This window comes from Vibrio sp. Vb1980 (assembly GCF_033338615.1).
GTDB lineage: Bacteria > Pseudomonadota > Gammaproteobacteria > Enterobacterales > Vibrionaceae > Vibrio > Vibrio alginolyticus.
The window spans coordinates 1-24,886 of sequence record NZ_JAWOSZ010000014.1 but is presented as its reverse complement, the minus strand read 5'-3'; the positions used below and the strand labels follow the sequence as shown (position 1 = coordinate 24,886).

Genomic DNA, 24,886 nt, shown 5'->3' with positions numbered 1-24,886 from the left:
CTGATTGATAAGGCCGCTTCATGTTGGGCCGTTGCTTGAATGCGAGCATGCTAAGTTCAGCGAGAGAAAAAGGGCAAAAAACAAAAGCTAACAGGGGTTAACGAAAGCTTAATTTTATATTTAGGTCTTTGTTTTATTGGTGGTTATTTCGTTGGCCACATTAGTGCAATACTCGTTAATGAGCGCTTTCCATCGGCTTATGATTTCTTGATCGGTCACACTAACATGCAACGTTTTCCACGGTTGGAGGCAAGTCTCTTTTGATTCAGATTGAGAAAGACGCTCAAACAAGGTTTCGGAAGGTAAAACGCGCAGCAGCGCCACCAGTGATTCCATGTAGTTGAGACGGAACTGTTCAAGTTTGTTCTGCTTGTAAGCAATGTGAGACACAAAGGTATAAATCATTGCGTTTTGGATACGTGAGTCGCCATCTGGTGTCGTTAACAGGGCTTTTGCCCTGTCTAAGTTACCTAATTTGAAATGCAATAGACCTAACCAGAGGCTCAGCTCATCTGGCAAAACATCAAACGACGATTGTACTTGAGTTAAATACGCTTCCAGCTTTTGATGTTCGTGCTCGTATAAGGCGAGATGTCTTGCCGTTGTTATAGCCGCAAACTCATCAGATTGTCGGAGAGGTTGGCTAGAAAAGGCATTCTCGAATAACATTTTTTTGTGAAGATCCGAAAGCTGCCACGTACTTGCCGAAGGTGCAGGCAGATTGAAGTATTGCGCGACATCCGAGTGCATTTGGAAAATATCCGATTGTAGGTCAGATAAACGCAGTGTGTACTCATTGCGAAACGCCAGCTTGCCCGTCGCAGGATAAATAAGGTTCATCTGCGCTTTCAAGATGCCTTGCTCTGCGCCGTCTTTTAACTCGATATTGAGCTCGTAGTCGCTGGTCTGCATGTTTCGTGCGCCAGGGAAATATGGCGTATGACCGATAGGATCAAGAAAGTAACTGGGAGCATCTTGGTTGGCGATGTCGGTGTATGGATATTCGACCTGTTGTTGCAGCAAGATGGCTTTGACCAGTATGCGGTATTTTCGCGCCTGAGAGCCGATTGAATCGACACGGTTGAGTAGTAGCTCGACTTTGGGAATCAGTAGTTGATGACGTGTTTGTTGTGTTGAGATTTCTTGGCGTTGCCATAACAAGCTTGCGAGCGTCACGCTACAAACTGCAAGTATGGCACACAAGCTATAAGCAAAAATCAGCTTGAAGTTCTTATTCCTCGCAACCTGAGTTGGGATAACGCGTCGATGGCTTTTCGCTGGTGGCACCAAACGAATATTGGCAGGGTTAAGAAAGTAGCCTTTGCGGGGGTAAGTGACTAAAAGCTTAGCGGCATCGTATTCGGGTAAGTACTGCTGTAGCAGGGCACGTAAGGTGCTAATGCGGTTCGTGAGCACATTCTTAGAGATGAACTTGCTCTGCCAAATGGTTTCAATAATGGTGTCAGCAGAGAGTGGGTGGCCAACGCTTGTTAACAGCAGTTCTAATAATTCAATGGTGCGAGGTTCAAGATCAATCGCGATAACATCTTGATGAAGGGTCTGTGTCTTCGGGTTATAGATCAGCTCTCCAATCGCAATACAACTGTGAGTCTGTTTAGCTTGTTGCAGAAAGTCGCGCATACCGTACCGATCTATTTGGAAATCGCGAAGTATTATATAGCGATTGGAGCGCGAAATCTTATAAATCGCGCTTCAATCATTATCAAAAATTTATGAACCGTAGGTCACGGAATAGCGGTGCGGTTTGTGGTTCATCGCTAACACGAGATTGAGTGCAAACGCCCCCAAAATTGAAAGGCCAATCACTTCTGGTGTGACAAAGAAGAATGAAGCAAACAGGATACATGCATCGATTGCCATTTGGCTTTTGCCAACTGAAATGCCAAATTTGTCTTGGATAAACAAACACAGCACGTTAAAGCCACCCAAGCTGGAGCGATGTCGGAATAGGATCAGCATACCGAGCCCCATTAAAAGTCCGCCTGCGACGGCGCAATAAACTTCATTTACCGATTCGAGCGAGATTAGCAAATAAAGATGATCGGCAAAGATAGAAACCAACGCGCCAGAAATGGCACTATTAATGGCGAAATGACGGCCGAAGCGTTTCCATGCTAGTAAGTAAAAAGGACTGTTTGCTAAAAAGTACAGCACACCAAAGGTAAAAGGTGTAAATTGGCTAATAAGCAGAGCCAATCCAGTCGTGCCTCCCGTTAGAAGGTTCGCGGATTGGAGAAAGAAAACGCCTTGAGCTACTAAAAAGGTACCCGTGAGAATCGCTATCCAGTCTTCTTTTAATGAGTGTTTTTCCATCAATGTTGCAGTCATTAGTGATAAATAAGGCGTGCATAGTAGTAAAAAGATGATCTTTTCGGTAGCTAGAGGGTAAAATTTACGGTAAACCTATGTAATTGCTGTTTTACAGGGTGTAAAGCACAAATTTGACAGGCAATAGATTGTCGTTATGCGATTGCAATGCTGGCATGGTAAACATTGCTTGTCATCATGAAAAAACTGCATGAGAAAAATTGTAAATTTCTCTTTATGACCTAAATCAAATTATGTAGAATGCGCGCCATTAGGGTGACGAAAACGTTTGCGTTGGGTCATTCAACAGTTTTTTTGCAACTTTCAGTACTAATCTGAGTCAGGAGATACAGATGCTTAAGCGTGATATGAACATCGCAGATTACGATGCGGAACTGTTCGCAGCTATCCAGGAAGAAACCCTTCGCCAGGAAGAACACATTGAACTTATCGCTTCTGAAAACTACACAAGCCCACGTGTAATGGAAGCGCAAGGTTCTCAGCTAACGAACAAATACGCTGAAGGCTACCCAGGTAAGCGTTACTACGGCGGTTGTGAGTACGTAGATAAAGCTGAAGCACTAGCAATTGAGCGTGCATGCCAACTATTTGGTTGTGAGTACGCTAACGTACAGCCTCACTCAGGTTCTCAAGCAAACAGCGCAGTTTACATGGCGCTTCTTAACCCAGGCGATACAGTTTTAGGCATGAGCCTAGCGCACGGTGGTCACCTAACTCACGGTTCACCAGTAAACTTCTCTGGTAAGCACTACAACGTTATCCCTTACGGTATCGATGAAGCTGGTCAAATCAACTACGACGAGATGGAACAGCTAGCACTTGAACACAAACCTAAGATGATCATCGGTGGTTTCTCTGCTTACTCGCAAATCGTTGATTGGAAACGCATGCGTGAAATCGCTGACAAAGCAGGTGCTTACTTATTTGTTGATATGGCGCACGTAGCTGGTCTTATCGCTGCCGGTGAATACCCAACACCAGTACCGCATGCTCACGTGGTAACAACAACGACGCACAAAACACTAGCAGGTCCTCGCGGTGGTCTTATCTTGTCAAATGCTGGCGAAGATATGTACAAGAAACTGAACTCAGCAGTGTTCCCTGGTGGTCAAGGTGGTCCTCTAATGCACGTTATCGCTGGTAAAGCAGTAGCGTTCAAAGAAGCGATGGAGCCAGAGTTCAAAGCTTATCAAGCTCGCGTAGTGAAAAACGCAAAAGCAATGGTTGGTCAGTTCCAAGAGCGTGGCTACAAAATCGTATCTAACGGTACAGAAAACCACTTGTTCCTTGTTGACCTAATCGACAAAGATATCACTGGTAAAGACGCAGACGCGGCACTAGGTGCAGCAAACATCACTGTAAACAAGAACTCAGTACCAAATGACCCACGCAGCCCATTCGTAACGTCTGGTATTCGTGTAGGTACGCCAGCGATCACTCGCCGTGGCTTCACTGAAGAAGATGCAAAAGAGCTAGCAAACTGGATGTGTGACGTTCTAGATAACATCGGCAACGAAGAAGTTATCGAAGCGACTAAACAGAAAGTGCTAGAAATTTGTAAGCGTCTACCAGTTTACGCATAACTGCTTTTCATCGAGTGAGTCGATTTCGGTGTCGAACATACTCATTTGCTCGCGCAAACTCCGTGTGTTCTCCTAGAACTCGACTCATCTATTTTGAACATTGATATACTAAAGGTCCTCAATTGAGGGCCTTTTTGTTTGTCTGGCGTTTGGAATGAGATATAGCGAAGAGTGTGTGATAAGGAGATGGCTACCAACACTGTCCCTTTCAATATATCCAAACCGCGTCATTCCGACGAGCCTAGGCGAGAGCAGGAATCTTGTTGAGGCACACTCTTTTACTCAGCGTTTCCCTAAAAATCATCAGTATTCTGAAAACAGATTCTGAATCACGCTCGTTCCTCGCTGTTCAGAATGACGGAGGTAGAATGGCTTTTTATCATCATTTGACAGATACAAAAAAGGTTGGCACTGAGCCAACCTTTCTTTTGAAAACAAACGAGAGCTTACTTAATCTCGATACCTTGAGCCTGCATATCGGCATGGTAAGAAGAGCGAACAAATGGACCACACGCTGCATGCGTGAAGCCAAGTTCTAGTGCAACTTCTTTTAGCTCGTCAAACTCTGATGGTGGAACGTAACGTTCTACTGGCAAGTGGTGACGGCTTGGCGCTAAATACTGGCCTAGAGTCAGCATCGTTACGCCGTGTGCGCGTAGATCTTTCAGTACTTCGATGATTTCTTCTTTGGTTTCACCAAGACCCATCATCAAACCAGACTTGGTCGGTACATCTGGATGCTGCTCTTTGAACTTCTTAAGGAGCTCAAGTGACCATTTGTAGTTCGCACCTGGGCGAGCTTTACGGTAAAGACGTGGCGCGGTTTCTAAGTTGTGGTTGAAGACATCTGGCGGATTGTCTTTCATTAGATCAAGCGCTACATCCATGCGACCACGGAAGTCAGGAACCAGTGTTTCAATCTTAATATGCGGGTTTAACGCACGGATCTCGCGGTTACAATCGGCAAAGTGTTGTGCACCGCCGTCACGCAGATCGTCACGGTCAACAGAAGTGATTACTACGTATTTCAGCTTCATATCGGCAATGGTTTTCGCCAGTTTTTGAGGCTCTTCTGCTTCCGGTGGTAATGGGCGGCCATGAGCAACGTCACAGAAAGGACAACGACGAGTACAAATAGCACCTAAGATCATGAAGGTTGCTGTACCGTGGTTAAAACATTCCGCTAGGTTCGGGCAAGATGCTTCTTCACATACGGAGTGAAGTTTATTCTTACGCATCGCCGCTTTGATGTCTTGAATTCGTTGGCTGTCGGCTGGTAGCTTGATCTTCATCCAATCAGGCTTACGTAGCACTTCTTTCTGCTCTGTAGGCATGTTCTTTACGGGAATCAATGCCATTTTATCGGCGTCACGATATTTAACGCCTTTTTCCATCTGGATTGGTTTGCTCATGCTTTATTACCTTGAGAAGGTGCTTCTGTGCTGAATTCTACTTGCTCATAATCGAGCAAAGTAACGAGTTCTTCTATTAATTGTTTTTCTACGGCTTCTACATTGTCTGGGCCGCCAAATTGGCTGACCTGAACCATTTCCATACCTTCATAACCACAAGGGTTAATACGCAGAAACGGTGTTAAATCCATATTTACGTTCAAGGCTAAACCATGAAACGAGCATCCTTTACGAATGCGTAAACCGAGAGAGCATATTTTCTTACCGGCAACGTAGACACCCGGTGCGTCAGGTCGCGCGGCTGAGTCAATATTGTATGCTTTTAGCGTGTTGATCACGAGGTTCTCGATTGTGGTAACGAGATCTCGTACACCTAATTTTTTGCGGCGTAGGTTGATCAAGAAGTAGGCGACCAACTGACCAGGGCCATGATACGTAACCTGACCTCCGCGATCACTTTGTACAACAGGAATATCGCCAGTGTTAATCAAGTGCTCAGCTTTACCTGCCTGTCCTTGCGTAAATACTGGGTTATGTTCTACCAACCAGACTTCATCACGGGTTTCTTCTGTGCGTTGGTCGGTGAACTCATGCATCGCCTTCCATACAGGCTCATAGTCTTGGCGGCCAAGTCGTTTTACAACAAGTTGGTGTTGCATGGGAATTCCTGTTGCTAATATATAAAGTTTTTGGATTATAAACCGGATAACCCTGATGCTCTACCGCTGCGTAACAGATTTTTAACTGAAAGCGATGTAAAGCCTCGTTATCTCTTTGATAAATAAAAAGAAAGCAGCCAAAGCTGCTTTCAAAAAAAATTTAATCTATCAAAAAATTATAGAACCATGCGTACGATGTCAATTTCACCTAACTCTTTGTACAGTGTCTCAACCTGCTCGATAGAGGTTGCAGTAATGTTGATTGACACAGAGTGGTAGTTGCCCTTAGCACTTGGTTTAACGGTCGGGCTGTAGTCACCTGGAGCATGGCGCTGAATAACTTCAAGAACAAGCTCTGGAAGTTCAGGCTTTGCATGACCCATTACCTTGTAAGTAAATGAACAAGGGAACTCAAGCAGGTCTTTTAATTTTGCATCAGAGTTGATGGTTAGCATATCGATAACTCCAGTAGATATTCGTTGCGGTGCGAAATAGTACAGTCAAATTAGGGGGAACTCAAGACGAGGAGCTCAAACTTAAAAAGCCGCCCATTCAGGCGGCTTTGCGAATAAGTTTGCTACTCTAACGTTCTTTTTAGAAGAAGCTCTTGAATAACAATACGATGTAATCCCACATGCGGCTAAATAGACTACCTTGCTCTACGGTTTCTAGTGCCATTAGTGGGTACTCGGCAATATCTTCACCATCGATCTGATAGTATAGCTTACCAACTACATCACCTTTATTAATTGGGGCTTCTAGCTCTTTTTCAAGGACGAAGCTTGCTTTTAAGTTTTTCGCTTCACCACGCGGTAGTGTTACGTAAGTATCTTGGTCAAGACCCAGTGCTACGGTGTCTTTGTTACCCATCCACACTTTTTCTTCTACGAACGTTTCACCTGCTTTGTGCGGTGCCACTGTTTCGAAGAAACGGAAGCCGTAGCTTAGCAGCTTTTTGCTTTCTGACTTACGAGCATTGGCATCTTTAGTACCCATAACGACCGCAACCAAGCGCATTTGACCTTCAGTTGCTGAACTTACTAGGCTGTAACCCGCATTACTTGTGTGACCCGTTTTGATGCCGTCAACGTTCATGCTCTTATCCCAAAGTAGACCGTTACGGTTGTATTGGGTGATGCCGTTGTAAGTAAATTTCTTCTCTGAGTACACTCGGTACTCATTTGGTACGTCACGGATAAGTGCTTTACCTAGCAGTGCCATGTCGTATGGTGTTGAGTACAATTCTGCGTTATCTAAGCCATGAACGTTGGCAAAGTGCGAGTTAGTCATACCCAATGTGTTGGCCCAAGCGTTCATTAGGTCAACAAATGCATCTTCTGAACCTGCAATATGTTCTGCCATCGCAACACAGGCATCGTTACCTGACTGGACGATGATACCTCGGTTCAGGTCACGTACTTTAACTGTTGTGCCTACTTCAATGAACATCTTTGATGAATCAGGGAAGTTTTTCGCCCACGCATTTTTACTGATGGTGACATCATCATCTTCTGAGATATTACCACGCGCTAGCTCTTGGCCGATTACATAGCTGGTCATCATCTTAGTCAGACTAGCTGGAGACAATTTTGTGTTCATCTCTTTCTCTGCCAGTACTTTACCTGAATGGTAATCCATCAGCACGTAGCCCTTCGCCGCGATTTGAGGGGCATCTGGAACAACGATAGGTGATGCAAGAGCAGATTGAGCGAAAGTTGCAGAAAGGGCAACCGAAGAAACGAGAATAGATTTCACAAACTTATTTTTATTCATGGTAATTCAAATTTTTGGGTTAACTGCAGACATCTTATCAGAATCCCTAGTTATGTAAGAGGGGGATCAAAGAGAAATTCATGACACGAGGTCATTTGGCAGTGTTGTGTTTTTTAATAAATGCAGACGAATAGCCGAGCAACTTTACTTTATCTAATGTGGCTTGCGTCAGGGAATAGTCAGTAAATGGCCCTAACAACAAGCGATAAGACTCTTTCGCACTCTCTAGGAAAGTTTCTGTATCCAATTTTTGACCAAGCTCGGTACCTAAAGTTCGCGCGCGTTCTTCATTTTTTGATGATGCCACTTGAATAACGTACCTAGGGTGCGCTTCTAATGACTTTTTATCCGTGGGCTGATTGATACTGATCACTTCAATTTCCACGTTCGCGGTGCCTGTTTTTATGACATCTAACTTGTGCGCGGCGGCATAGCTTAAATCAATGATACGGCCATCGTGAAAAGGACCTCGGTCATTAACTCGTACTATGGTGGTTTTGCCGTTGTCAGTATTGGTAACTTTTACGTAACTTGGTAACGGTAGCGTTTTATGCGCTGCCGTCATTGAGTACATGTCATAGATTTCGCCATTAGAAGTCAAATGACCTTGGAATTTTTTCCCATACCAAGATGCTCGGCCTTTTTCTTTAAAGCCTTTCGCATTGCGAACTATTTTGTAGTCTTTGCCACGCAAGTGGTAATCTTTGTTCCCACCTAGGCTGTACGGTTCATATTTAGGATGCGCATCCTCGATGTGTTCGACTGAAAGCGGTGTATCCGGTGCAACATCGGATTCGAGTTCGTAACGGCCTTCTTGTTCTTTTTGGCTAGTTGATGAACAGCCTGCCAAAATAAGAGCAGAGAAAACCAAGGAATATAAAGCGCGTTTTTGCATGTCTAGGTCGCCTTAGAGAATGCTTTTCGGTGCGTATGAATCGACATCAGAATACCAAAACCAGCCATCAAGGTTACCATTGATGTGCCGCCATAACTGATGAGTGGCAACGGTACACCTACTACAGGTAGGATGCCACTTACCATGCCAATATTTACAAAAATATACACGAAGAAGCTGAGTACAATACTGCCTGCCATCATTCGTCCAAACGCGGTTTGCGCTTGGCTGGCGAGATATAAACCTCGTCCAATAATAAATAGATAGATGGCTAAAAGGCAAAGGAAGCCAATCATACCCCATTCTTCAGCAATTACTGCAAAGATAAAGTCAGTGTGTCGTTCAGGAAGAAATTCTAGTTGTGACTGCGTACCTTGCAACCAACCTTTGCCGGAAATACCGCCGGAGCCAATCGCAATTTTACTCTGAATAATGTGGTAGCCCGCTCCTAGCGGATCAGACTCCGGGTTAAATAGAGTACGAACTCGCACTTTTTGATACTCTCGCATCAAGAAAAACCACAGAATTGGAATGAAACCACCTAATGCAATCGCAGCACCAGCGATGATTTTCCAGCTAATGCCGGCGAGGAAGATAACAAAAATACCGGAAGCGGCGATCAGGATCGAGGTACCTAAGTCAGGCTGCTTTGCAATGAGAATGGTTGGTAAGCAGACCATAATCAGTGCAACAATGAGTGTTTTTAGCGTTGGTGGAAGGGGCTGTCTACCGACATAGCGAGCCACCATTAATGGCACTGCGAGCTTCAATAGCTCTGACGGTTGAAAGCGCACAAAACCGAGGTTAAGCCAACGCTGCGCGCCTTTCGATGCTTCACCGAAAAACAGCACGCCGAAAAGCAGTATAACGCCAGCAACGAACATCAAAGGTGCCAAGCTTTCGTAAGTTCGTGGAGAAAGCTGTGCAAGGACGAGCATCACAACGAGTGAAAGCACCATTCGCATGGCTTGGCGATCCATCATCAGTAAACTTTGGCCACTGGCGCTGTACATGATCACCAGGCCAAACCCCATCAGGGCCAGTATGCCAAGTAGGAGTGGTAAGTCGATATGGAAGCGTTCAAACAGGGCGCGATTTTTACCTGTAGAGGGATCCATCTTCATTACTGTTTTACCTCTTTCTTCGCATTGTTTTCAGGCTCAATTTCTTCTGGACCAAGAACGACTCGGTCAAAAATTTTCCTTACTACTGGGGCACCGTTACTAGAACCACCACCGGCATTTTCTAGTACTACAGTGACGACCACTTTAGGATCATCAAATGGTGCAAAGCCAGTAAATAACGCATGGTCACGTAAGTGCTCGGCGATCTCATCGGCGTTGTATTCTTCGTTTTCACCCAGACCGAAGACCTGTGCAGTACCTGATTTACCCGCTGTTTCATAATTCATTTTGTAGAATGAGCGGCGAGCTGTTCCGCGCGTGCCATGGTTTACCCGACGCATGCCTTCTTTCGCCATATCCCAGTACTTTTTAGGCACATTCTTGATTGGTGGGTAAGTCACGTATTCTGTCGTTTTTTGCTCTTCGAAGTCGTTACCATTTTCTATCGTCGCTTTGAGCAAGTGAGGTGCGATCACTTCTCCCTCGTTTACTAATACGGAGGTTGCTTTGGCGATTTGCATTGGTGTTGCTGTCCAATATCCTTGGCCGATACCCACAGGGATCGTATCACCTTTATACCATGGGGTTTTATGGCGAGACATTTTCCAGTCACGAGTCGGCATATTCGCCTTACTTTCTTCGTAGATATCGATGCCAGTGTAATCACCAAAGCCAAACATCATCATCCAATTCGAAATACGGTCAATACCCATGTCATAAGCGATTTGATAGTAGAAGGTATCAACAGACTCTTCGATCGACTTAATGATATCGACGCGTCCGTGCCCCCAACGCAACCAGTCACGGAATGGGCGAGTGTTGGAGTTTGGTATGCGCCAATAACCAGGATCATTTCGCGTGGTGTTAGGTGTGACGACACCTTCTTGCAGCGCGGCTACCGCCATAAATGGTTTGATGGTAGACGCAGGGGGGTAAATGCCAAGTGTAGTGCGGTTGACCAAAGGACGGTTTTTATCGTTCAAAAGGGCGCGATAGTCTTTACCTGAGATTCCGTGCACGAACGAGTTAGGATCGTAGCTAGGGCTTGAAACCATAGCCAGTACGCCGTTGTCTCTAGGATCGATTACTACAGCACTGCCTCGGCGGCCGTCCAACAATTGGTGTACGTACAACTGCAAGTTGATATCAAGGTTTAAAACGATGTCTTTTCCGGGTACAGGTGGAACGTACTTTAAGGTACGAATTACTCGGCCGCGGCTGTTTACCTCGACTTCTTGATATCCGGCTGTACCGTGTAAGAGGTCTTCGTAGTATTTTTCAATACCCAGCTTACCAATGTCGCGAGTGGCTTGATAGTTTGCGTCTTTTTCTTCTCGGATCAGGCGCTGCATGTCGCGATCATTGATTCGAGAAACATACCCAATCACGTGGGTTAAGACTTCGCTGAAAGGGTAGTAGCGCTTTAAGGTCGCACTTATTTCCACACCTGGAAAGCGGTACTGATTGACGGAGAATACCGCTACTTGTTTTTCGTTCAGTTGGGTAAGCAGTGGGACCGATTTAAATCGACGAGTCCGTTTACGCTCGTGGTGGAAACGTTCAATCTGGTCTGGTGTAATTTCCAGAATAGTTTGTAATTCTTGGATGGTTGCATCAATGTCTTTAATTTTTTCTGGGGTCAGTTCTAAGTTAAAGACGGGACGGTTCTCTGCCAGTAAAACGCCATTTCGGTCATAAATTAGACCTCGGTTAGGCGCGATAGGCACTACTTTGATGCGGTTATCGTTCGAGCGGGTTTGATAGTCTTGAAACTGGTTCACCTGAATGTTGTACATGTTGGCAACCAGAGCTCCCATCAAGACAACAATGCCGATAAAAGCAACAATAGCGCGGCTGGCAAACAGACGCGCTTCGGCTTGATAATCTCGGATTTGACTGCGGCGTTTACGAATCATTAACGCTTGGCTCTAAAGTTAAACAACGATTATTCGCGATGATAAGGGTGGTTAGCGGTGATGCTCCACGCTCGGTATAAGCTTTCTGCCATTACGATACGCACTAGAGGGTGGGGTAGCGTTAAGGCAGATAATGACCAGCTTTGGTCTGCTGCAGCTTTGCATGCAGGAGCGAGTCCTTCAGGACCGCCGATTAATATTGATACATCACGGCCATCTAATTTCCAAGCTTCTAACTGCTCAGCGAGTTGAGGAGTGTCCCATTTTTTACCTGGGATATCTAACGTGACGATACGGTTGCCTTTTGGTACCGCCGCGAGCATCGCTTCTCCTTCTTTTTGCAGGATGCGAGCGATATCGGCATTCTTACCACGCTTGCCAGCAGAGATTTCAATCAACTCCAACGGCATATCATGCGGGAAACGGCGACGATATTCTTGAAAGCCTTCCTCAACCCATTTTGGCATTTTTGTGCCAACAGCAATTAGTTGAATTTTCAAAAGATTAACCCCAGAGTTTTTCTAGCTGGTAGAGTTCGCGGTGCTCTTCTTGCATCACGTGAAGCATGGCGTCGCCCATATCTAGGACTACCCATTCACCTTCGTTTTCACCTTCCATTCCTAGTGGCTCAAGACCGGCTTTTTTCACTTCTGTTGCAACATGGTCAGCGATGGATGAAACGTGGCGTTTGGATGTACCAGTACAGATGATCATGTAATCTGTCACGCTTGATTTATCTTCCACATTTAGGACGATAATGTCTTCCGCTTTCATGTCGTCGGCTTTATCAGCTAAAAAGTCTTTCAGTTCTTCGCGAAGCACTCGGTTTTCCTCGGTTTGTCTCTTATCTCTACAGTGTTTTACATTCTTGCTTGCAAAACAGGTCGCGCACTATATCACGCTTTGATTTTTAAATTGCCAGCTTAATATCAGGAGAGCAGGTTTCTAAGCTCAACTGATGAATAGTTGGCCATACAGACTCGTCATACTGAGTTTTGGCTTTTATCTCGGCTTGAGCCAATAAGGAGAGCAATGCACAAATACGACTCGCTGATAAGCGGGTCAGTGCTGCGTTATAGAGTGGACGCTTATTTTGCCAAACTCGATATTTCTCAAATACCTGGTTCATTCCCATTTGACTTAAGTCTTGATGCATATTTAAAAGTTGGCTCAACTCTTTTTGTACACTTCGAATCAAGATCACGGTCTCAATCCCTTCCGCCTCAAGTTGGCGAAGAATACGTTGTGCACGGTTTGCTTTACCTGCCAGTAAGGCGTCGATCCAGTTAAAGGTAGTGAAGTGGTTATGGCGACTTAGGGCTTCCTCTAAACGTATGATGGTAAGCTCACCATCCGGGTAGAGTAGGGCCAATTTCTCTAAGCTTTGTGTCAATGCAAATAGGTTACCTTCATGCCATTGAGCCAACATTTGCAGTGATTGCTGATCGGGTTTTAGTCCCAACGTGCGGCAACGTGTCTGAATGAACATAGGTAGGCGTTGAAGGTCTGGCGACAAGCAGCTTACCCAATCGCCTTTTGAGCTTAATACTTTGAACCATTTCGCATTTTCTTGGGCTTTGGTCAGTTTGCTACCAACAATGACGAGCATGATGTCATCATGAAGCATATCACACAGTGTTTGCAGCTCTTTGCTGACGGCGGTTGTTACGCCACTTTCAGGAATTTCAAGCTCAATCAATTGACGGTTTGAAAACAGGCTCATCGCTTGGAAACAGTCGTAAACTTGGTTCCAGACGATGCTAGCATCCACCGCAAAACGGTGTTTTTCCTCAAAACCTTGCTGAAACGCTGCCTTTTGGATTGCTTGGCGGCTTTCTTGAATCAGTAACGGCTCATTACCAAAGATTAAGTAAACCTGTTTAACTTGTTTAGTTAAATGATCCGTTAGCTTATCGGCATAAATTCGCATAGTGACTAAGAGTTTTTGTTCGCTGGCTCAGAGATTTGTCCTGCTTCATATTCGGCACGAATACGGCCCAACTGGCGCATCATCTGTTTTGCAGCTTGCAAGCGCATCTCGTCTTCAATTACGTCACGCTCAACAGATTTTGCAAGTGCGGTCAATGGGTTGTCTAGGTAGTTGCGGTTTACTGTTGTCGTAAAGTTTTTAGAACCATAGCCAGGAATTGTCACACGGTATTTTACTACGTATGTCAGCTCTTTTTCTGCTGCACGGCTATTTTGATAAAGCGATAGTGTACGCTCATCGATTGTCGCTTCCGTCAAATGAAGGTTGGGTACCGTCGATGATGGTTGAACAAGTTCAACTTTGTTCAGTTCGAGTTGAGAGCGAACATAGCGAGTTAATTCACTGTATTCATCGTAGCTGGAGAAAGACATAGTGTGCAGCTCTTCCGGTACGGAATACTCGCCGCGAAGGTGAAAACCACAGGCAGAAAGAAGCCCCGCTAATACCAATACCACTGGTAGTTTAATCAAAGAGAAAAAGCGCATTGATTGTATTCATCCTAAATTGAAGGGGTTATTTACCTTAAACCACTCATGTGAATGGTTTGAGGTAAATAAACAGGGTAGCTAACTACCCTGTTTAATGACTCTTGGTTAACAAATAAGTTCGCTACACAGAGACAAATTGACAGCTGTGATTAGTTTGCAACGATGTTCAGCAGTTTACCTGGAACGTAAATGACTTTACGAATAGTCAGGCCATCAGTGAACTTAACCACGTTTTCGTCGTTTAGACCAAGCTGTTCGATATCGTCTTTAGAGATATCAGCTGGGACTGTTAGCTTCGCACGTAGCTTACCGTTAACTTGAACAACGATAGTTTTTTCGTCTTCAACTAGCGCTTTTTCGTCAAACGTCGGCCATGCCGCGTTATCAATGTCTGTTTCACCTAGTGCTGCCCATAGCTCGTATGAGATATGCGGAGTGATAGGGTAAAGCATGACAACAATAGCTTTCAGTGCTTCGTCAAGGATTGCACGATCTTGCGCAGATTCTTGAGGCGCTTTCGCTAGTTTGTTCATCAGCTCCATGATCGCAGCGATCGCGGTGTTGAATGTTTGACGACGAGCGATATCGTCCGTCACTTTCGCGATAGTCTTGTGAACGTCGCGGCGAAGTGCTTTTTGATCACCAGAAAGCGCTGAGGTATCTACTGCTTCTGCTGCGCCTTTCGCTGTGTGCTCTTTAACTAGTTTCCAAACACGTTTTAGGAAGCGGTTCGCACCTTCTACGCCAGACTCTTGCCATTCAAGTGTCATGTCCGCTGGAGACGCGAACATCATGAATAGGCGTACTGTGTCAGCGCCGTACTTGTCTACCATTTCTTGAGGGTCGATACCGTTGTTCTTAGACTTAGACATCTTGATCATGCCCGAGTGCGTTACATCACGACCTTCAGTGTCTTTAGCAGAAGTAATGCGGCCTTTACCATCACGTTCAACGGCTACGTCTGTTGGAGCTACCCACTCTTTGCCGCCTTTCTCGTTCTCGAAGTAGAACGCATCAGCCAGTACCATGCCTTGACACAGTAGTTGCTTGAACGGTTCGTCAGAAGTTACGTAACCCGCATCGCGCAGTAGTTTGTGGAAGAAGCGTGAGTACAGTAGGTGCATACAAGCGTGCTCGATACCACCGATGTACTGATCTACTGGTAGCCAGTAGTTTGCTTTTTCTGGGTCTAGGATGTCGTCCGCTTGTGGTGAACAGTAACGCGCGTAGTACCAAGAAGATTCCATGAACGTATCGAACGTATCTGTCTCACGTAGAGCAGGTTCGCCGTTAAAGGTTGTCTTCGCCCACTCTTTGTCTGCTTTGATTGGGCTGGTTACGCCGTCCATTACCACGTCTTCTGGAAGAATCACTGGTAGTTGGTCAGCAGGTACTGGGTGAACTTCACCGTCTTCAGTCGTTACCATTGGGATTGGTGCGCCCCAGTAACGTTGACGAGATACACCCCAGTCGCGTAGACGGAAGTTTACAGTCTTAGTGCCTTTGCCCTCTGCTTCTAGCTTCGCTGCGATTGCGTCGAATGCCGCTTGGAATTCTAGGCCATCGAATTCACCTGAATCGAACAGTACACCTTTCTCAGTGTATGCTGCTTCAGAGATGTCTAGCTCGCTGCCATCAGCAGGCTTGATAACTGGCACGATGTCTAGACCGTACTTCGTTGCGAACTCGTAGTCACGTTGGTCGTGCGCAGGTACAGCCATTACCGCGCCTGTACCGTAGTCCATCAGAACGAAGTTTGCTACGTATACTGGTACTTCGCGGCCGTTCAATGGATGAATCGCAGTAAGGCCAGTTGCCATACCTTTCTTCTCCATTGTCGCTAGCTCAGCTTCTGCAACCTTGTTGTTCTTACATTCGTCGATAAACGCTGCAAGCTCTGGATTGTTCTCTGCTGCAAGAGCTGCAAGAGGGTGGCCGGCTGCGATACCCACGTAAGTCACACCCATTAGCGTATCTGGACGTGTTGTGTAAACTTCTAGGTCTTGTTGACCCTTAACTTCAAACTTCAGTTCAACACCTTCAGAGCGGCCAATCCAGTTGCGCTGCATGGTTTTCACCATTTCAGGCCAACCTTCAAGCTTGTCTAGGTCGTCTAGTAGCTCTTGAGCGTATTCAGTGATTTTGATGAACCATTGAGGGATTTCTTTTTGCTCTACAGGCGTATCACAACGCCAGCAACAACCGTCTTCAACCTGCTCGTTTGCAAGAACAGTTTGGTCGTTAGGACACCAGTTAACAGAAGAAGTCTTTTTGTAAACTAAACCTTTCTCGTAAAGTTTAGTGAAGAACTCTTGTTCCCAGCGGTAGTACTCCGGTGTACATGTTGCGAATTCACGGTTCCAATCGTAACCAAAGCCTAGAAGCTTAAGTTGGTTCTTCATGTATTCGATGTTTTCGTAAGTCCAAGGTGCTGGCGCAGTTTTGTTTTTTACTGCTGCGTTTTCTGCAGGTAGACCGAATGCGTCCCAACCGATTGGTTGCATCACGTTTTTGCCTTGTAGGCGTTGGAAACGAGATACTACATCACCGATAGTGTAGTTGCGCACGTGACCCATGTGCAGTCGACCACTTGGGTATGGGAACATGGACAGACAGTAGAATTTTTCTTTATTTGGGTCTTCACTTACAACAAAGGTTTTGTTGTCATCCCAGTGCTTTTGAACTTTTTGTTCAATATCTTGTGGGTTGTATTGTTCTTGCATCGATGGTATCCGTTATCTTGGAATTTGTGAGTTCGGTTAGAACAGACTTAAATAGATCGTCATAGAATACCTAAAGCTAGGGATCACAACAATAGCCAATCTGTACCCATGCGCCCTTAAGTGACGCAGGTAGGAGAAAGATGGAGGTCAGTTATGCCTAAACGTAAAACAGGTTATGAGGAAATGCTCGAGGATGTGATTGAAACCTTGAAGCACAGTCCGGAAGAAGTTAACAAAGCGATTGAGACGTCGGGCAAAGTGGTGGATGCTGCTAATGACTTGACCAAAGATGAGTTGGCTTTAATCAAAGCGTACCTTAAAGCAGACTTAAAAGAGTTTTCAGAGAGTTACGAGGACAGTAAAAGCGGCCCGTTTTACTTAACGATTGCGGACTCGATATGGCAAGGGTTGTTAGAGATTACAGACCGAACTAAAGTTGAGTGGGTTGAGTTGTTCGATGACTTAGAGCATCAAGGGCTATATGAAGCAGGAGAGGTGATAGGCTTAGGCACTTTGGTCTGTGATGAGTGTGGTCACAAGACAACGTATAACCACCCAACTGTAATCATTCCGTGTATTAAATGTGGTCACAAAGGCTTTACTCGCCAGTCATTAAAACCATAAATGGCGAGTAACGACTGTATAATGCAATGAATAAAAAAGAGGCTTAGTCGCCTCTTTTTTGTCTTTTCTACTTTCAAGCTGTTATCAGCTCTGTTTTCTTCTTAAACCGAAAGCCAGAGCTAAACTTAACCCTATCCAAATATACAATGGCCAAGTACCAACGATTCGATATGGCGTTTTCCCATCGGTTGGGGTGAGCTCTGCGCGCAGTACTGCAGTTTCAAACTGCGGTACTTGCTCAACGATTTTACCTTTGTGATCGGTTACCGCTGTTAATCCGTTGTTAGTCGAGCGGATGAGCGGTTTACCTAACTCTAAGGCACGCATACGGGCGATCTCCATATGCTGAAGAGGACCGATAGAGTGACCAAACCATGCATCATTTGAAAGCGTTAGAATGAAGTCTGTTTCGTCAGTCACATTTTGACGCACTTGCTCATTAAAGATGATCTCATAGCAAAGCGCTGGTGCCATGTGCATGCCATTCGCAACGATGTTTGGCTGCACAAAAGCCCCACGGCTAAACGACGACATCGGTAGGTTAAAGAATGGCGCTAATGGGCGCAAAATATCTTCAAATGGTACAAACTCACCAAATGGTAGTAGGTGATGCTTATGGTAACGTTCGCTTAAATCGAAGCTGTAGTCACCGTATGGTGTGATGCCTAGGGACAGAATACTGTTGTAGAACTGTCGATCTTCAGCTTGGTTGACGACACCGGTGATGATTGCGCTGTTATTCATTTTTGCAGCGCTGTCGATATTGCTCAAAAATGAAGGCACTTCAATTTCAAAAGCGGGAATTGCTGCTTCTGGCCAAACGATAATGTCAGCATCCCAGTTTTCACGAGTTAAGTCAGCGTACTTCATGATGGTTGGCCAGCGTTGACTTGGTAGCCACTTTAGGTTTTGGTCTACGTTACCTTGAATTAGTGCGAGCTTAGTCGTGTCTTCTGGTCGGGGTGTTACCCAATCGTAGTTGCGAATCCCAAAGCCAGTACTGAGTAGCACCGCAGGGATAATCACCATCAGCCACTGCTTATGAATCCATGCATAGGCTAACGCCCCTGCGCTGATAAGGATAAATAGAGTAAGCAGTTCTACGCCGCCAATTGGTGCAAAGCTTGCGAGTGGAGCATCTATCTGGCTATAGCCTAGCCATAACCAAGGGAAGCCAGTCATCACCCAACCACGCAACCAATCACTGATCAGCCATAAAGCAGGTGCAGCGAGAAGTGCTTTTGTGAGCGTAAATTGAGGAAACAGCTTGTTGTTGAGCCAAGCAAATAAGCCTGAATAAACAGCCAAGTAGGCAACAAGCAAGCCCATTAAAAATAAATTGGCAATGAGCGGCATACCGCCAAAACCGGAGATACTGACGTAAACCCAGCTAACGCCAGTTGCAAATTGACCTAACCCCCAAGCATAACCAATCCATAGTGCGCGTTTCGGAGTTTGGTTAGCAAGAAGAATCAGTAGAATTGCAGGGCTAAGAATGGCAATAGGCCACAGCTGGTAAGGAGCGAAAGCGAGTGTAGTAGAGGCGCCAACAAAAGCGGCCACTAAGGGCCGCTTAAGGCGATGAAAGAGTTCATTCATCATTGTAATTTTCTGAGATTCCCAATGGGTATCGCGTTACTCTTGAGTGGCTTCAACCAGGGTTTCTTCGTCTGGGATCGTCACTTGGAGTTGAATGACACGACGGTTATCGGCAGCGGTGACTTTGAAGTTGTAGCCTTCAATTTCAACCAGTTCACCACGAGAAGGTAAGTGACCAAAGGCAGTCATGACCATACCACCAACGGTATCAACTTCCTCATCGCTGAAGTTGGTTCCGAATGTCTCATTAAACTCTTCGATGGTTGTCAGCGCTCTGACAGCAAACGTATGCTTGCTCAGCTTACGAATGTCCGTCTCTTCACTTTCATCGAATTCATCTTCAATATCCCCGACGATTTCCTCAAGGATATCTTCAATGGTCACAAGACCAGAAACACCACCGAATTCATCGACAACAATGGCCATATGATAACGTTCTTCACGGAATTCTTTCAGCAGTCGATCAACGCGTTTACTTTCCGGTACTACAACCGCTGGTCGAATGACTTCTTCGATATCAAATGGATTACTGCCTGAGCCTAAGTATTTAAGTAAGTCCTTCGCTAGAAGTATGCCTTCCACATGGTCTTTATCTTCGCTGATCACAGGGTAGCGAGAGTGTTGAGCATCGGTAATCAAAGCAACCAAGGTATCAAGGTCGTGAGTACGCTCAACTGTAACCATTTGCGAACGCGGGATCATAATGTCACGCACACGCATTTCGGAGATTTCCATAACACCTTCAAGCATATCGCGAGTGTCATGGTCAATCAGGTCGTTAACTTCAGAGTCGCGGATAACATCCACAAGCTCTTGGCGATCTTTTGGTTCGCCCTGAAATAGTTGACCTAGACGTTCAAAGAAGGACTTTCTACTCGGACCTTCTGCCTTTTCTTTCTTATCTTCGTTAGAAGAGGGAGAATTATCTTCGTTCATTGTTTCTCAATTAAGTAACGCTATCAGAAGTGTGATAGCACACATAGAGAGGCGAACACGAGAGTCATTTAGGTGGTTCGCCTTTCCCTGTCGAGTGGCCAATAGCTACTCTTTTTCAGCAATGTAAGGATCTTCATAACCCATACCTTGCATGATTTCGGTTTCGAGGGACTCCATCTCTTCGGCTTCGTCATCCTCTATATGATCATAACCTAGCAGATGCAAGCTGCCATGTACAACCATATGCGCCCAATGTGCTAGCAGAGGCTTGCTCTGTTCAACCGCCTCTTTTTCAACAACTTGGCGGCAAATAATCAAATCACCAAGTAAATCTATTTCCATACCAGGAGGTGCTTCAAATGGAAACGACAACACATTAGTTGGTTTATCTTTGCCGCGATACTCATGGTTGAGCGTATGACTTTCTTGTTCATCAACAATACGAATGGTGACTTCGGCTTGTGGCTGGAAGAGAGGGATTGTCTTATCTAGCCACAATTGGAAATCTTGCTGCGAAGGCAGACCTTCTTCATTTTCGACTGCCAGTTGCAGATCAAGTTCAATCGCCATGATTATTCCTTAGTTGAAGCAACTTGTGCATTCAGTTCGGCTTTTGCTGCTTCTAGTAACTTCGCATCGCGTTCTTCACGACGGCGTTTCTCGAACTCTTTACGCTCTTTCTGGTCTTGTGCTTCCCACTTCTCGTACGCGTTAACGATACGAGCAACCACAGGGTGACGTACAACGTCGTCGGCTAAGAAGAAGTTAAAGCTGATGTCGTCAACTTCGCTTAGTACTTCAATAGCATGACGAAGACCCGATTTCGCACCACGAGGTAAGTCAATCTGCGTGACATCACCAGTGATAACCGCGCGAGAGTTAAAACCAATACGCGTTAGGAACATCTTCATCTGCTCAACAGTGGTGTTCTGACTCTCATCAAGAATGATGAAGGCGTCGTTTAGAGTACGACCACGCATGTAAGCAAGAGGAGCAACCTCAATCACGTTACGTTCAATCAGCTTCTCTACGCGCTCAAAGCCCAGCATTTCAAATAGGGCGTCGTATAGCGGACGTAGGTATGGGTCGACTTTCTGGCTTAAATCACCAGGCAGGAAGCCCAATTTCTCACCAGCTTCAACCGCTGGACGAGTAAGTAGAATACGGCGGATCTCTTGGCGCTCTAGTGCGTCAACAGCTGCTGCTACAGCAAGGTAGGTTTTACCTGTACCAGCCGGGCCAATACCAAAAGAAATATCATGCGTGACCATGTTAACCAAGTACTGCGCTTGGTTTGGCGTACGTGGTTTGATCACACCTTTCTTGGTTTTGACGAAGACTTCTTTACCATGCTCGATGTTAGACTCAGTATTCTGCTCAAGAACACCAGACTCTTTGATCGCTAGATGGATTTGCTCAGGCTCAATATCTGGGATCTCACCTCGTACAGGTGCGGTATCAACATATAGAGTTTTCAGGATATCCAGCGCAGCTGATGCGGTATGAGGTTTACCGACAATCGTAAAGTGGTCACTACGGTGGTTAATTTCAACGCCTAGACGACGTTCTAAATGCTTGATGTTGTCATCGAATGGACCGCACAGGCTAGCTAGTCGGCGGTTGTCTGAAGGTTCTAGGTTAATTTCTAGAGTTACGATTTTATTGCTCAATGTTGCCTCTCATTTTTTGCCACTTAGTGAGAGCCTGATAACGACCAGGCTCTCTATGGCTATTTATACGAGCTTACGGCGTAAAAGTAGCTACACCCAGCTCATCTTCGCGACGTGTTTTCGCCATCATCTGCGTTGGGGAAATCACACTACGAAGATCCATGTCTTTTTCAGTACGTACTAGCTCACCACGCAGTGAGTTTGCAAATACGTCTACGATCTTCACATCAACGAACTGACCAATTAGGTCTGCACTACCTTCAAAGTTTACTACACGGTTGTTTTCTGTACGAGCGCGTAGTTCCATTAGGTTTTTCTTCGAAGGACCTTCAACTAGAACACGTTGTTCTGTGCCAAGCATTAAGCGAGAGTAACGCATCGCTTGAGCATTGATAGTTTGCTGTAGTTCGTAAAGGCGCTCTTTCTTCACTTGTTCTGACACATCACAAGGGTAATCCGCTGCTGGCGTACCTGGACGTGGAGAGAAAATAAAGCTGAAGCTCATGTCAAAGTCTACATCTTTGATTAGCTTCATGGTGTCTTGGAAGTCTTTGTCTGTCTCACCAGGGAAACCAACAATAAAGTCTGAACTGATTTGGATATCAGGACGAGCTTTACGCAGTTTACGGATGATCGATTTGTATTCGATAGCGGTGTGAGGGCGTTTCATCATCGTTAGGATACGGTCACTACCACTTTGCACAGGTAAGTGCAGGAAGCTCACAAGTTCTGGCGTATCTTCGTATACTGCGATGATGTCGTCTGTGAATTCTAACGGGTGGCTCGTCGTGAAACGAATACGGTCGATACCATCGATAGACGCAACCAAACGAAGCAGTTCTGCAAATGAACAGATCTCACCATCGTGCATAGGACCACGGTACGCGTTTACGTTTTGACCCAGAAGGTTTACTTCACGTACGCCTTGTTCAGCAAGTTGGGCGATTTCGAACAGTACGTCATCCATTGGACGGCTTACTTCTTCACCACGAGTGTACGGTACGACACAGTAAGTACAGTACTTAGAGCAGCCTTCCATAATAGAAACGAATGCTGTCGCACCTTCAGCGCGAGGTTCAGGTAGGCGGTCGAATTTTTCGATCTCTGGGAACGAAATGTCCATAACTGGTGCATCATCGGACTGAGATTGTTTGATCATCTCAGGTAGGCGGTGCAAAGTTTGTGGGCCAAAAATAACGTCAACGTATGGTGCACGTTCACGAATATGGTCACCTTCTTGCGTTGCTACACAACCACCTACACCGATAACTACGCCAGGTTTTTTATCTTTTAGTGTTTTCCAGCGGCCTAGCTGGTGGAAAACTTTCTCTTGCGCTTTTTCACGGATCGAACAGGTGTTAAGTAGAAGTACGTCTGCTTCCTCTGGCTCTTCCGTCAGCTCGTAGCCGTTTGCAGCATTAAGCAGGTCGGCCATTTTTGATGAATCGTATTCGTTCATCTGGCAGCCCCAGGTTTTAATTAGCAGTTTCTTACTCATCTCACTTTCGCTCGTTCAGTTGTACTTAAATCGGAGAGCTATTGCTCAAATTATAGCCGCCATCACGGCGGTAAGCGGCGTATTGTACTGCTTTAAAAAGCACCTGACTAGTGATCTAGCTAATTCTCTGCAAAGCCTGATGAAATCTAGTTTTTCGCCCTATGCTGAACAAGGTTTTTTGTTAAACAATTTTGTAAAAGTAGCCATGGAAAGTACAATAAAAAACGCCAATTAATCAGCACGATGAAGAGTGAAAAATGAACAAGTATGACATCGCCGTGATCGGTGGCGGTATGGTCGGGGCAGCCGTCGCTGTTGGATTTGCCAAGCAGGGCAGAAGCGTTGTCTTGGTCGAAGGTACAAAACCTAAAGTTTTTGATGCCGCTCAGGCGATGGATATTCGTGTATCTGCAATCTCGCACCAGTCGGTGGAGTTACTTGATTCACTCGGAGCATGGTCAGAGATCAAGAGCATGCGAGTTTGTCCTTATCGGCGCTTAGAAACTTGGGAGCACCCAGAGTGCCGTACTCGTTTTCACTCTGATGAATTGTCATTGGATCAGCTAGGTTACATCGTTGAAAACCGCCTAATCCAATTAGGTCTTTGGCAAGTCTTCTCTCAGTATGAAAATCTAACCGTGATGTGTCCTGAGCGATTAAAAGCCATTGAGTTTGCAGATGTAAATCTTGTGACACTAGAAAGTGGGGCGCAGTTTGAAGCTAACTGGGTGATTGGTGCTGATGGTGCAAACTCTAAAGTTCGTCAATTGGCTGGAATTGGTGTAACTGCGTGGGATTACCGACAACACTGCATGTTGATTAATGTGAAAACAGAATTGCCTCAGCAAGATATTACTTGGCAACAATTTACACCTTCAGGCCCACGTTCATTTTTACCTCTGTGCTCTTTGAGTAACGACGATGGTCAAGTAGTAGGCCAAGGTTCTTTGGTTTGGTATGACTCGCCTAAACGTATTAAACAACTGTGTGCGATGGGTAAACCTCAACTAAGAGAAGAAATTTTACGTCATTTCCCTGCTGAATTAGGCGATATTGAAGTTTTACAGTTTGGCTCATTCCCACTCACTCGTCGTCATGCGCAAAGCTACTCAAGCAAAAATTGCGTGTTAGTGGGTGACTCTGCCCATACGATCAACCCGCTTGCAGGGCAAGGGGTAAACTTAGGCTTCAAAGATGTAGACGTTCTCCTTTCGGTAACAGAACAACAAGAAAAGCTGGAAGATACCTTACTCGCGAAATACGAACGCGCACGTCGACCTGACAACTTACTCATGCAGACGGGCATGGACTTTTTCTATAAAGGTTTTAGCAACGATCTATGGCCATTGAAGTTCGTACGTAATGCTGCATTGAAGCTTGCTGAAAACTCAGGGCCAATTAAGGCTCAAGTACTGAAATACGCGTTAGGTATGTAGTAAGCTACTCAAATCACAGATAGAAAAAAAGCGAGCCATGAGCTCGCTTTTTTAATTCGGCAAATCTAATGATTTCCCGAGTCCAGAACCAAAAAAAGAAAAAACCCAGCAAAGTCATGCTGGGTTTTCCGATAATGGTGCGGAAGGAGAGACTTGAACTCTCACACCTTGCGGCGCCAGAACCTAAATCTGGTGCGTCTACCAATTCCGC

General features: G+C 45.5%; 23 protein-coding genes. 3 read left to right on the top strand and 20 right to left on the bottom strand.

Going from position 1 to position 24,886, the window contains the following annotated elements; translation table 11 throughout:
* Window positions 1-120: 120 nt before the first annotated feature.
* Together R7F64_RS18380 and R7F64_RS18375 are read right to left on the bottom strand one after the other, a co-directional pair.
* The gene (locus R7F64_RS18380; RefSeq protein ID WP_318071964.1) at window positions 121-1,641 is read right to left on the bottom strand and encodes a winged helix-turn-helix domain-containing protein; all 1,521 of its coding nucleotides are present in this window, start codon (window positions 1,639-1,641) and stop codon (window positions 121-123) included.
* Window positions 1,642-1,731: 90 nt separating this feature from the next.
* Complete coding sequence (locus tag R7F64_RS18375; protein ID WP_017635671.1) at window positions 1,732-2,334, bottom strand: YitT family protein; 603 nt, start codon at window positions 2,332-2,334, stop codon at window positions 1,732-1,734.
* Between the two features lie 347 nt (window positions 2,335-2,681).
* Between R7F64_RS18375 and glyA the strand changes: the two genes are divergently transcribed.
* Complete coding sequence (glyA, locus tag R7F64_RS18370) at window positions 2,682-3,932, top strand: serine hydroxymethyltransferase (protein ID WP_005381985.1); 1,251 nt, start codon at window positions 2,682-2,684, stop codon at window positions 3,930-3,932.
* A gap of 446 nt (window positions 3,933-4,378) precedes the next feature.
* On the opposite strand, the gene lipA is transcribed toward glyA, so the two are convergent.
* The 12 genes from lipA to leuS form a co-directional block, all read right to left on the bottom strand.
* On the bottom strand, window positions 4,379-5,344 hold the full coding sequence (lipA, locus tag R7F64_RS18365; RefSeq protein WP_005391329.1) for a lipoyl synthase: 966 nt from the start codon (window positions 5,342-5,344) through the stop codon (window positions 4,379-4,381).
* Window positions 5,341-6,003 carry a lipoyl(octanoyl) transferase LipB gene (gene lipB, locus R7F64_RS18360; protein ID WP_005384137.1) on the bottom strand — a complete coding sequence of 221 codons (663 nt, stop codon included), beginning with the start codon at window positions 6,001-6,003 and terminating at the stop codon, window positions 5,341-5,343. The genes lipA and lipB overlap by 4 nt, the downstream gene beginning before the upstream one ends.
* A 176-nt stretch (window positions 6,004-6,179) precedes the next feature.
* The gene (gene ybeD / locus R7F64_RS18355; protein WP_005384135.1) at window positions 6,180-6,458 is read right to left on the bottom strand and encodes a DUF493 family protein YbeD; all 279 of its coding nucleotides are present in this window, start codon (window positions 6,456-6,458) and stop codon (window positions 6,180-6,182) included.
* A gap of 139 nt (window positions 6,459-6,597) precedes the next feature.
* Window positions 6,598-7,776, bottom strand: coding sequence for a serine hydrolase (locus tag R7F64_RS18350; protein WP_005384132.1), 1,179 nt, complete (start codon window positions 7,774-7,776; stop codon window positions 6,598-6,600).
* Between the two features lie 91 nt (window positions 7,777-7,867).
* On the bottom strand, window positions 7,868-8,671 hold the full coding sequence (locus R7F64_RS18345; RefSeq protein WP_017635670.1) for a septal ring lytic transglycosylase RlpA family protein: 804 nt from the start codon (window positions 8,669-8,671) through the stop codon (window positions 7,868-7,870).
* Between the two features lie 2 nt (window positions 8,672-8,673).
* Window positions 8,674-9,795 (bottom strand): rod shape-determining protein RodA, encoded by a 1,122-nt coding sequence (rodA, locus tag R7F64_RS18340; RefSeq protein WP_318071963.1) that lies wholly within the window; start codon window positions 9,793-9,795, stop codon window positions 8,674-8,676.
* On the bottom strand, window positions 9,795-11,711 hold the full coding sequence (mrdA, locus tag R7F64_RS18335) for a penicillin-binding protein 2 (protein WP_042521231.1): 1,917 nt from the start codon (window positions 11,709-11,711) through the stop codon (window positions 9,795-9,797). The genes rodA and mrdA overlap by 1 nt, the downstream gene beginning before the upstream one ends.
* A 29-nt stretch (window positions 11,712-11,740) precedes the next feature.
* On the bottom strand, window positions 11,741-12,211 hold the full coding sequence (gene rlmH, locus R7F64_RS18330) for a 23S rRNA (pseudouridine(1915)-N(3))-methyltransferase RlmH (RefSeq protein ID WP_017821762.1): 471 nt from the start codon (window positions 12,209-12,211) through the stop codon (window positions 11,741-11,743).
* A gap of 4 nt (window positions 12,212-12,215) precedes the next feature.
* Window positions 12,216-12,533, bottom strand: a complete 318-nt coding sequence (gene rsfS, locus R7F64_RS18325) for a ribosome silencing factor (RefSeq protein ID WP_005373015.1) — start codon at window positions 12,531-12,533, stop codon at window positions 12,216-12,218.
* 88 nt (window positions 12,534-12,621) lie between these two features.
* Window positions 12,622-13,641, bottom strand: coding sequence for a DNA polymerase III subunit delta (gene holA, locus R7F64_RS18320; RefSeq protein ID WP_158157285.1), 1,020 nt, complete (start codon window positions 13,639-13,641; stop codon window positions 12,622-12,624).
* A gap of 5 nt (window positions 13,642-13,646) precedes the next feature.
* Window positions 13,647-14,186 (bottom strand): LPS assembly lipoprotein LptE, encoded by a 540-nt coding sequence (gene lptE, locus R7F64_RS18315; protein ID WP_005384122.1) that lies wholly within the window; start codon window positions 14,184-14,186, stop codon window positions 13,647-13,649.
* Window positions 14,187-14,338: 152 nt separating this feature from the next.
* Complete coding sequence (leuS, locus tag R7F64_RS18310) at window positions 14,339-16,912, bottom strand: leucine--tRNA ligase (protein WP_005384121.1); 2,574 nt, start codon at window positions 16,910-16,912, stop codon at window positions 14,339-14,341.
* A 153-nt stretch (window positions 16,913-17,065) separates the two neighbouring features.
* On the opposite strand from leuS, the gene R7F64_RS18305 reads away from it, so the two are divergent.
* A complete protein-coding gene (locus tag R7F64_RS18305; RefSeq protein ID WP_005373024.1) occupies window positions 17,066-17,536 on the top strand; it encodes a zinc ribbon-containing protein in 471 nt (156 codons plus the stop codon).
* An 84-nt stretch (window positions 17,537-17,620) separates the two neighbouring features.
* Here the strand turns inward: R7F64_RS18305 and lnt are convergent, their stop codons facing one another.
* The 5 genes from lnt to miaB all read right to left on the bottom strand — a co-directional run bounded on the left by lnt (window position 17,621) and on the right by miaB (window position 23,239).
* Window positions 17,621-19,138 (bottom strand): apolipoprotein N-acyltransferase, encoded by a 1,518-nt coding sequence (gene lnt / locus R7F64_RS18300; RefSeq protein WP_258635343.1) that lies wholly within the window; start codon window positions 19,136-19,138, stop codon window positions 17,621-17,623.
* 33 nt (window positions 19,139-19,171) lie between these two features.
* Complete coding sequence (gene corC / locus R7F64_RS18295) at window positions 19,172-20,071, bottom strand: CNNM family magnesium/cobalt transport protein CorC (RefSeq protein ID WP_005384118.1); 900 nt, start codon at window positions 20,069-20,071, stop codon at window positions 19,172-19,174.
* 105 nt (window positions 20,072-20,176) lie between these two features.
* Entirely contained in the window at window positions 20,177-20,641 is a 465-nt protein-coding gene (gene ybeY, locus R7F64_RS18290; RefSeq protein ID WP_005373030.1) for an rRNA maturation RNase YbeY, read from the bottom strand.
* A gap of 2 nt (window positions 20,642-20,643) precedes the next feature.
* The gene (locus R7F64_RS18285; protein WP_005373033.1) at window positions 20,644-21,741 is read right to left on the bottom strand and encodes a PhoH family protein; all 1,098 of its coding nucleotides are present in this window, start codon (window positions 21,739-21,741) and stop codon (window positions 20,644-20,646) included.
* Between the two features lie 73 nt (window positions 21,742-21,814).
* Window positions 21,815-23,239: a tRNA (N6-isopentenyl adenosine(37)-C2)-methylthiotransferase MiaB gene (gene miaB, locus R7F64_RS18280; protein WP_005373038.1), complete on the bottom strand. Its 1,425-nt coding sequence runs from the start codon at window positions 23,237-23,239 to the stop codon at window positions 21,815-21,817.
* Between the two features lie 257 nt (window positions 23,240-23,496).
* On the opposite strand from miaB, the gene R7F64_RS18275 reads away from it, so the two are divergent.
* On the top strand, window positions 23,497-24,675 hold the full coding sequence (locus R7F64_RS18275; protein WP_213872124.1) for a 2-octaprenyl-3-methyl-6-methoxy-1,4-benzoquinol hydroxylase: 1,179 nt from the start codon (window positions 23,497-23,499) through the stop codon (window positions 24,673-24,675).
* Window positions 24,676-24,688: 13 nt separating this feature from the next.
* Here R7F64_RS18275 and R7F64_RS18270 read toward each other — a convergent pair.
* Window positions 24,689-24,886 (bottom strand): hypothetical protein (locus R7F64_RS18270; protein WP_318071962.1); only part of this gene is annotated, 198 nt, incomplete at its 5' end.

Bases quoted from the DNA above. Each gene is read 5' to 3' on its own strand.
- corC (WP_005384118.1), bottom strand. From the start codon at position 20,071: ATGAACGAAGATAATTCTCCCTCTTCTAACGAAGATAAGAAAGAAAAG.
- R7F64_RS18305 (WP_005373024.1), top strand. From the start codon at position 17,066: ATGCCTAAACGTAAAACAGGTTATGAGGAAATGCTCGAGGATGTGATT.
- ybeD (WP_005384135.1), bottom strand. From the start codon at position 6,458: ATGCTAACCATCAACTCTGATGCAAAATTAAAAGACCTGCTTGAGTTC.
- ybeY (WP_005373030.1), bottom strand. From the start codon at position 20,641: ATGGCGATTGAACTTGATCTGCAACTGGCAGTCGAAAATGAAGAAGGT.
- lipB (WP_005384137.1), bottom strand. From the start codon at position 6,003: ATGCAACACCAACTTGTTGTAAAACGACTTGGCCGCCAAGACTATGAG.
- lipA (WP_005391329.1), bottom strand. From the start codon at position 5,344: ATGAGCAAACCAATCCAGATGGAAAAAGGCGTTAAATATCGTGACGCC.
- lptE (WP_005384122.1), bottom strand. From the start codon at position 14,186: ATGCGCTTTTTCTCTTTGATTAAACTACCAGTGGTATTGGTATTAGCG.
- miaB (WP_005373038.1), bottom strand. From the start codon at position 23,239: ATGAGTAAGAAACTGCTAATTAAAACCTGGGGCTGCCAGATGAACGAA.
- lnt (WP_258635343.1), bottom strand. From the start codon at position 19,138: ATGATGAATGAACTCTTTCATCGCCTTAAGCGGCCCTTAGTGGCCGCT.
- holA (WP_158157285.1), bottom strand. From the start codon at position 13,641: ATGCGAATTTATGCCGATAAGCTAACGGATCATTTAACTAAACAAGTT.
- glyA (WP_005381985.1), top strand. From the start codon at position 2,682: ATGCTTAAGCGTGATATGAACATCGCAGATTACGATGCGGAACTGTTC.
- R7F64_RS18375 (WP_017635671.1), bottom strand. From the start codon at position 2,334: ATGGAAAAACACTCATTAAAAGAAGACTGGATAGCGATTCTCACGGGT.
- R7F64_RS18275 (WP_213872124.1), top strand. From the start codon at position 23,497: ATGAACAAGTATGACATCGCCGTGATCGGTGGCGGTATGGTCGGGGCA.
- R7F64_RS18380 (WP_318071964.1), bottom strand. From the start codon at position 1,641: ATGCGCGACTTTCTGCAACAAGCTAAACAGACTCACAGTTGTATTGCG.
- mrdA (WP_042521231.1), bottom strand. From the start codon at position 11,711: ATGATTCGTAAACGCCGCAGTCAAATCCGAGATTATCAAGCCGAAGCG.
- leuS (WP_005384121.1), bottom strand. From the start codon at position 16,912: ATGCAAGAACAATACAACCCACAAGATATTGAACAAAAAGTTCAAAAG.
- R7F64_RS18350 (WP_005384132.1), bottom strand. From the start codon at position 7,776: ATGAATAAAAATAAGTTTGTGAAATCTATTCTCGTTTCTTCGGTTGCC.
- R7F64_RS18345 (WP_017635670.1), bottom strand. From the start codon at position 8,671: ATGCAAAAACGCGCTTTATATTCCTTGGTTTTCTCTGCTCTTATTTTG.
- rodA (WP_318071963.1), bottom strand. From the start codon at position 9,795: ATGAAGATGGATCCCTCTACAGGTAAAAATCGCGCCCTGTTTGAACGC.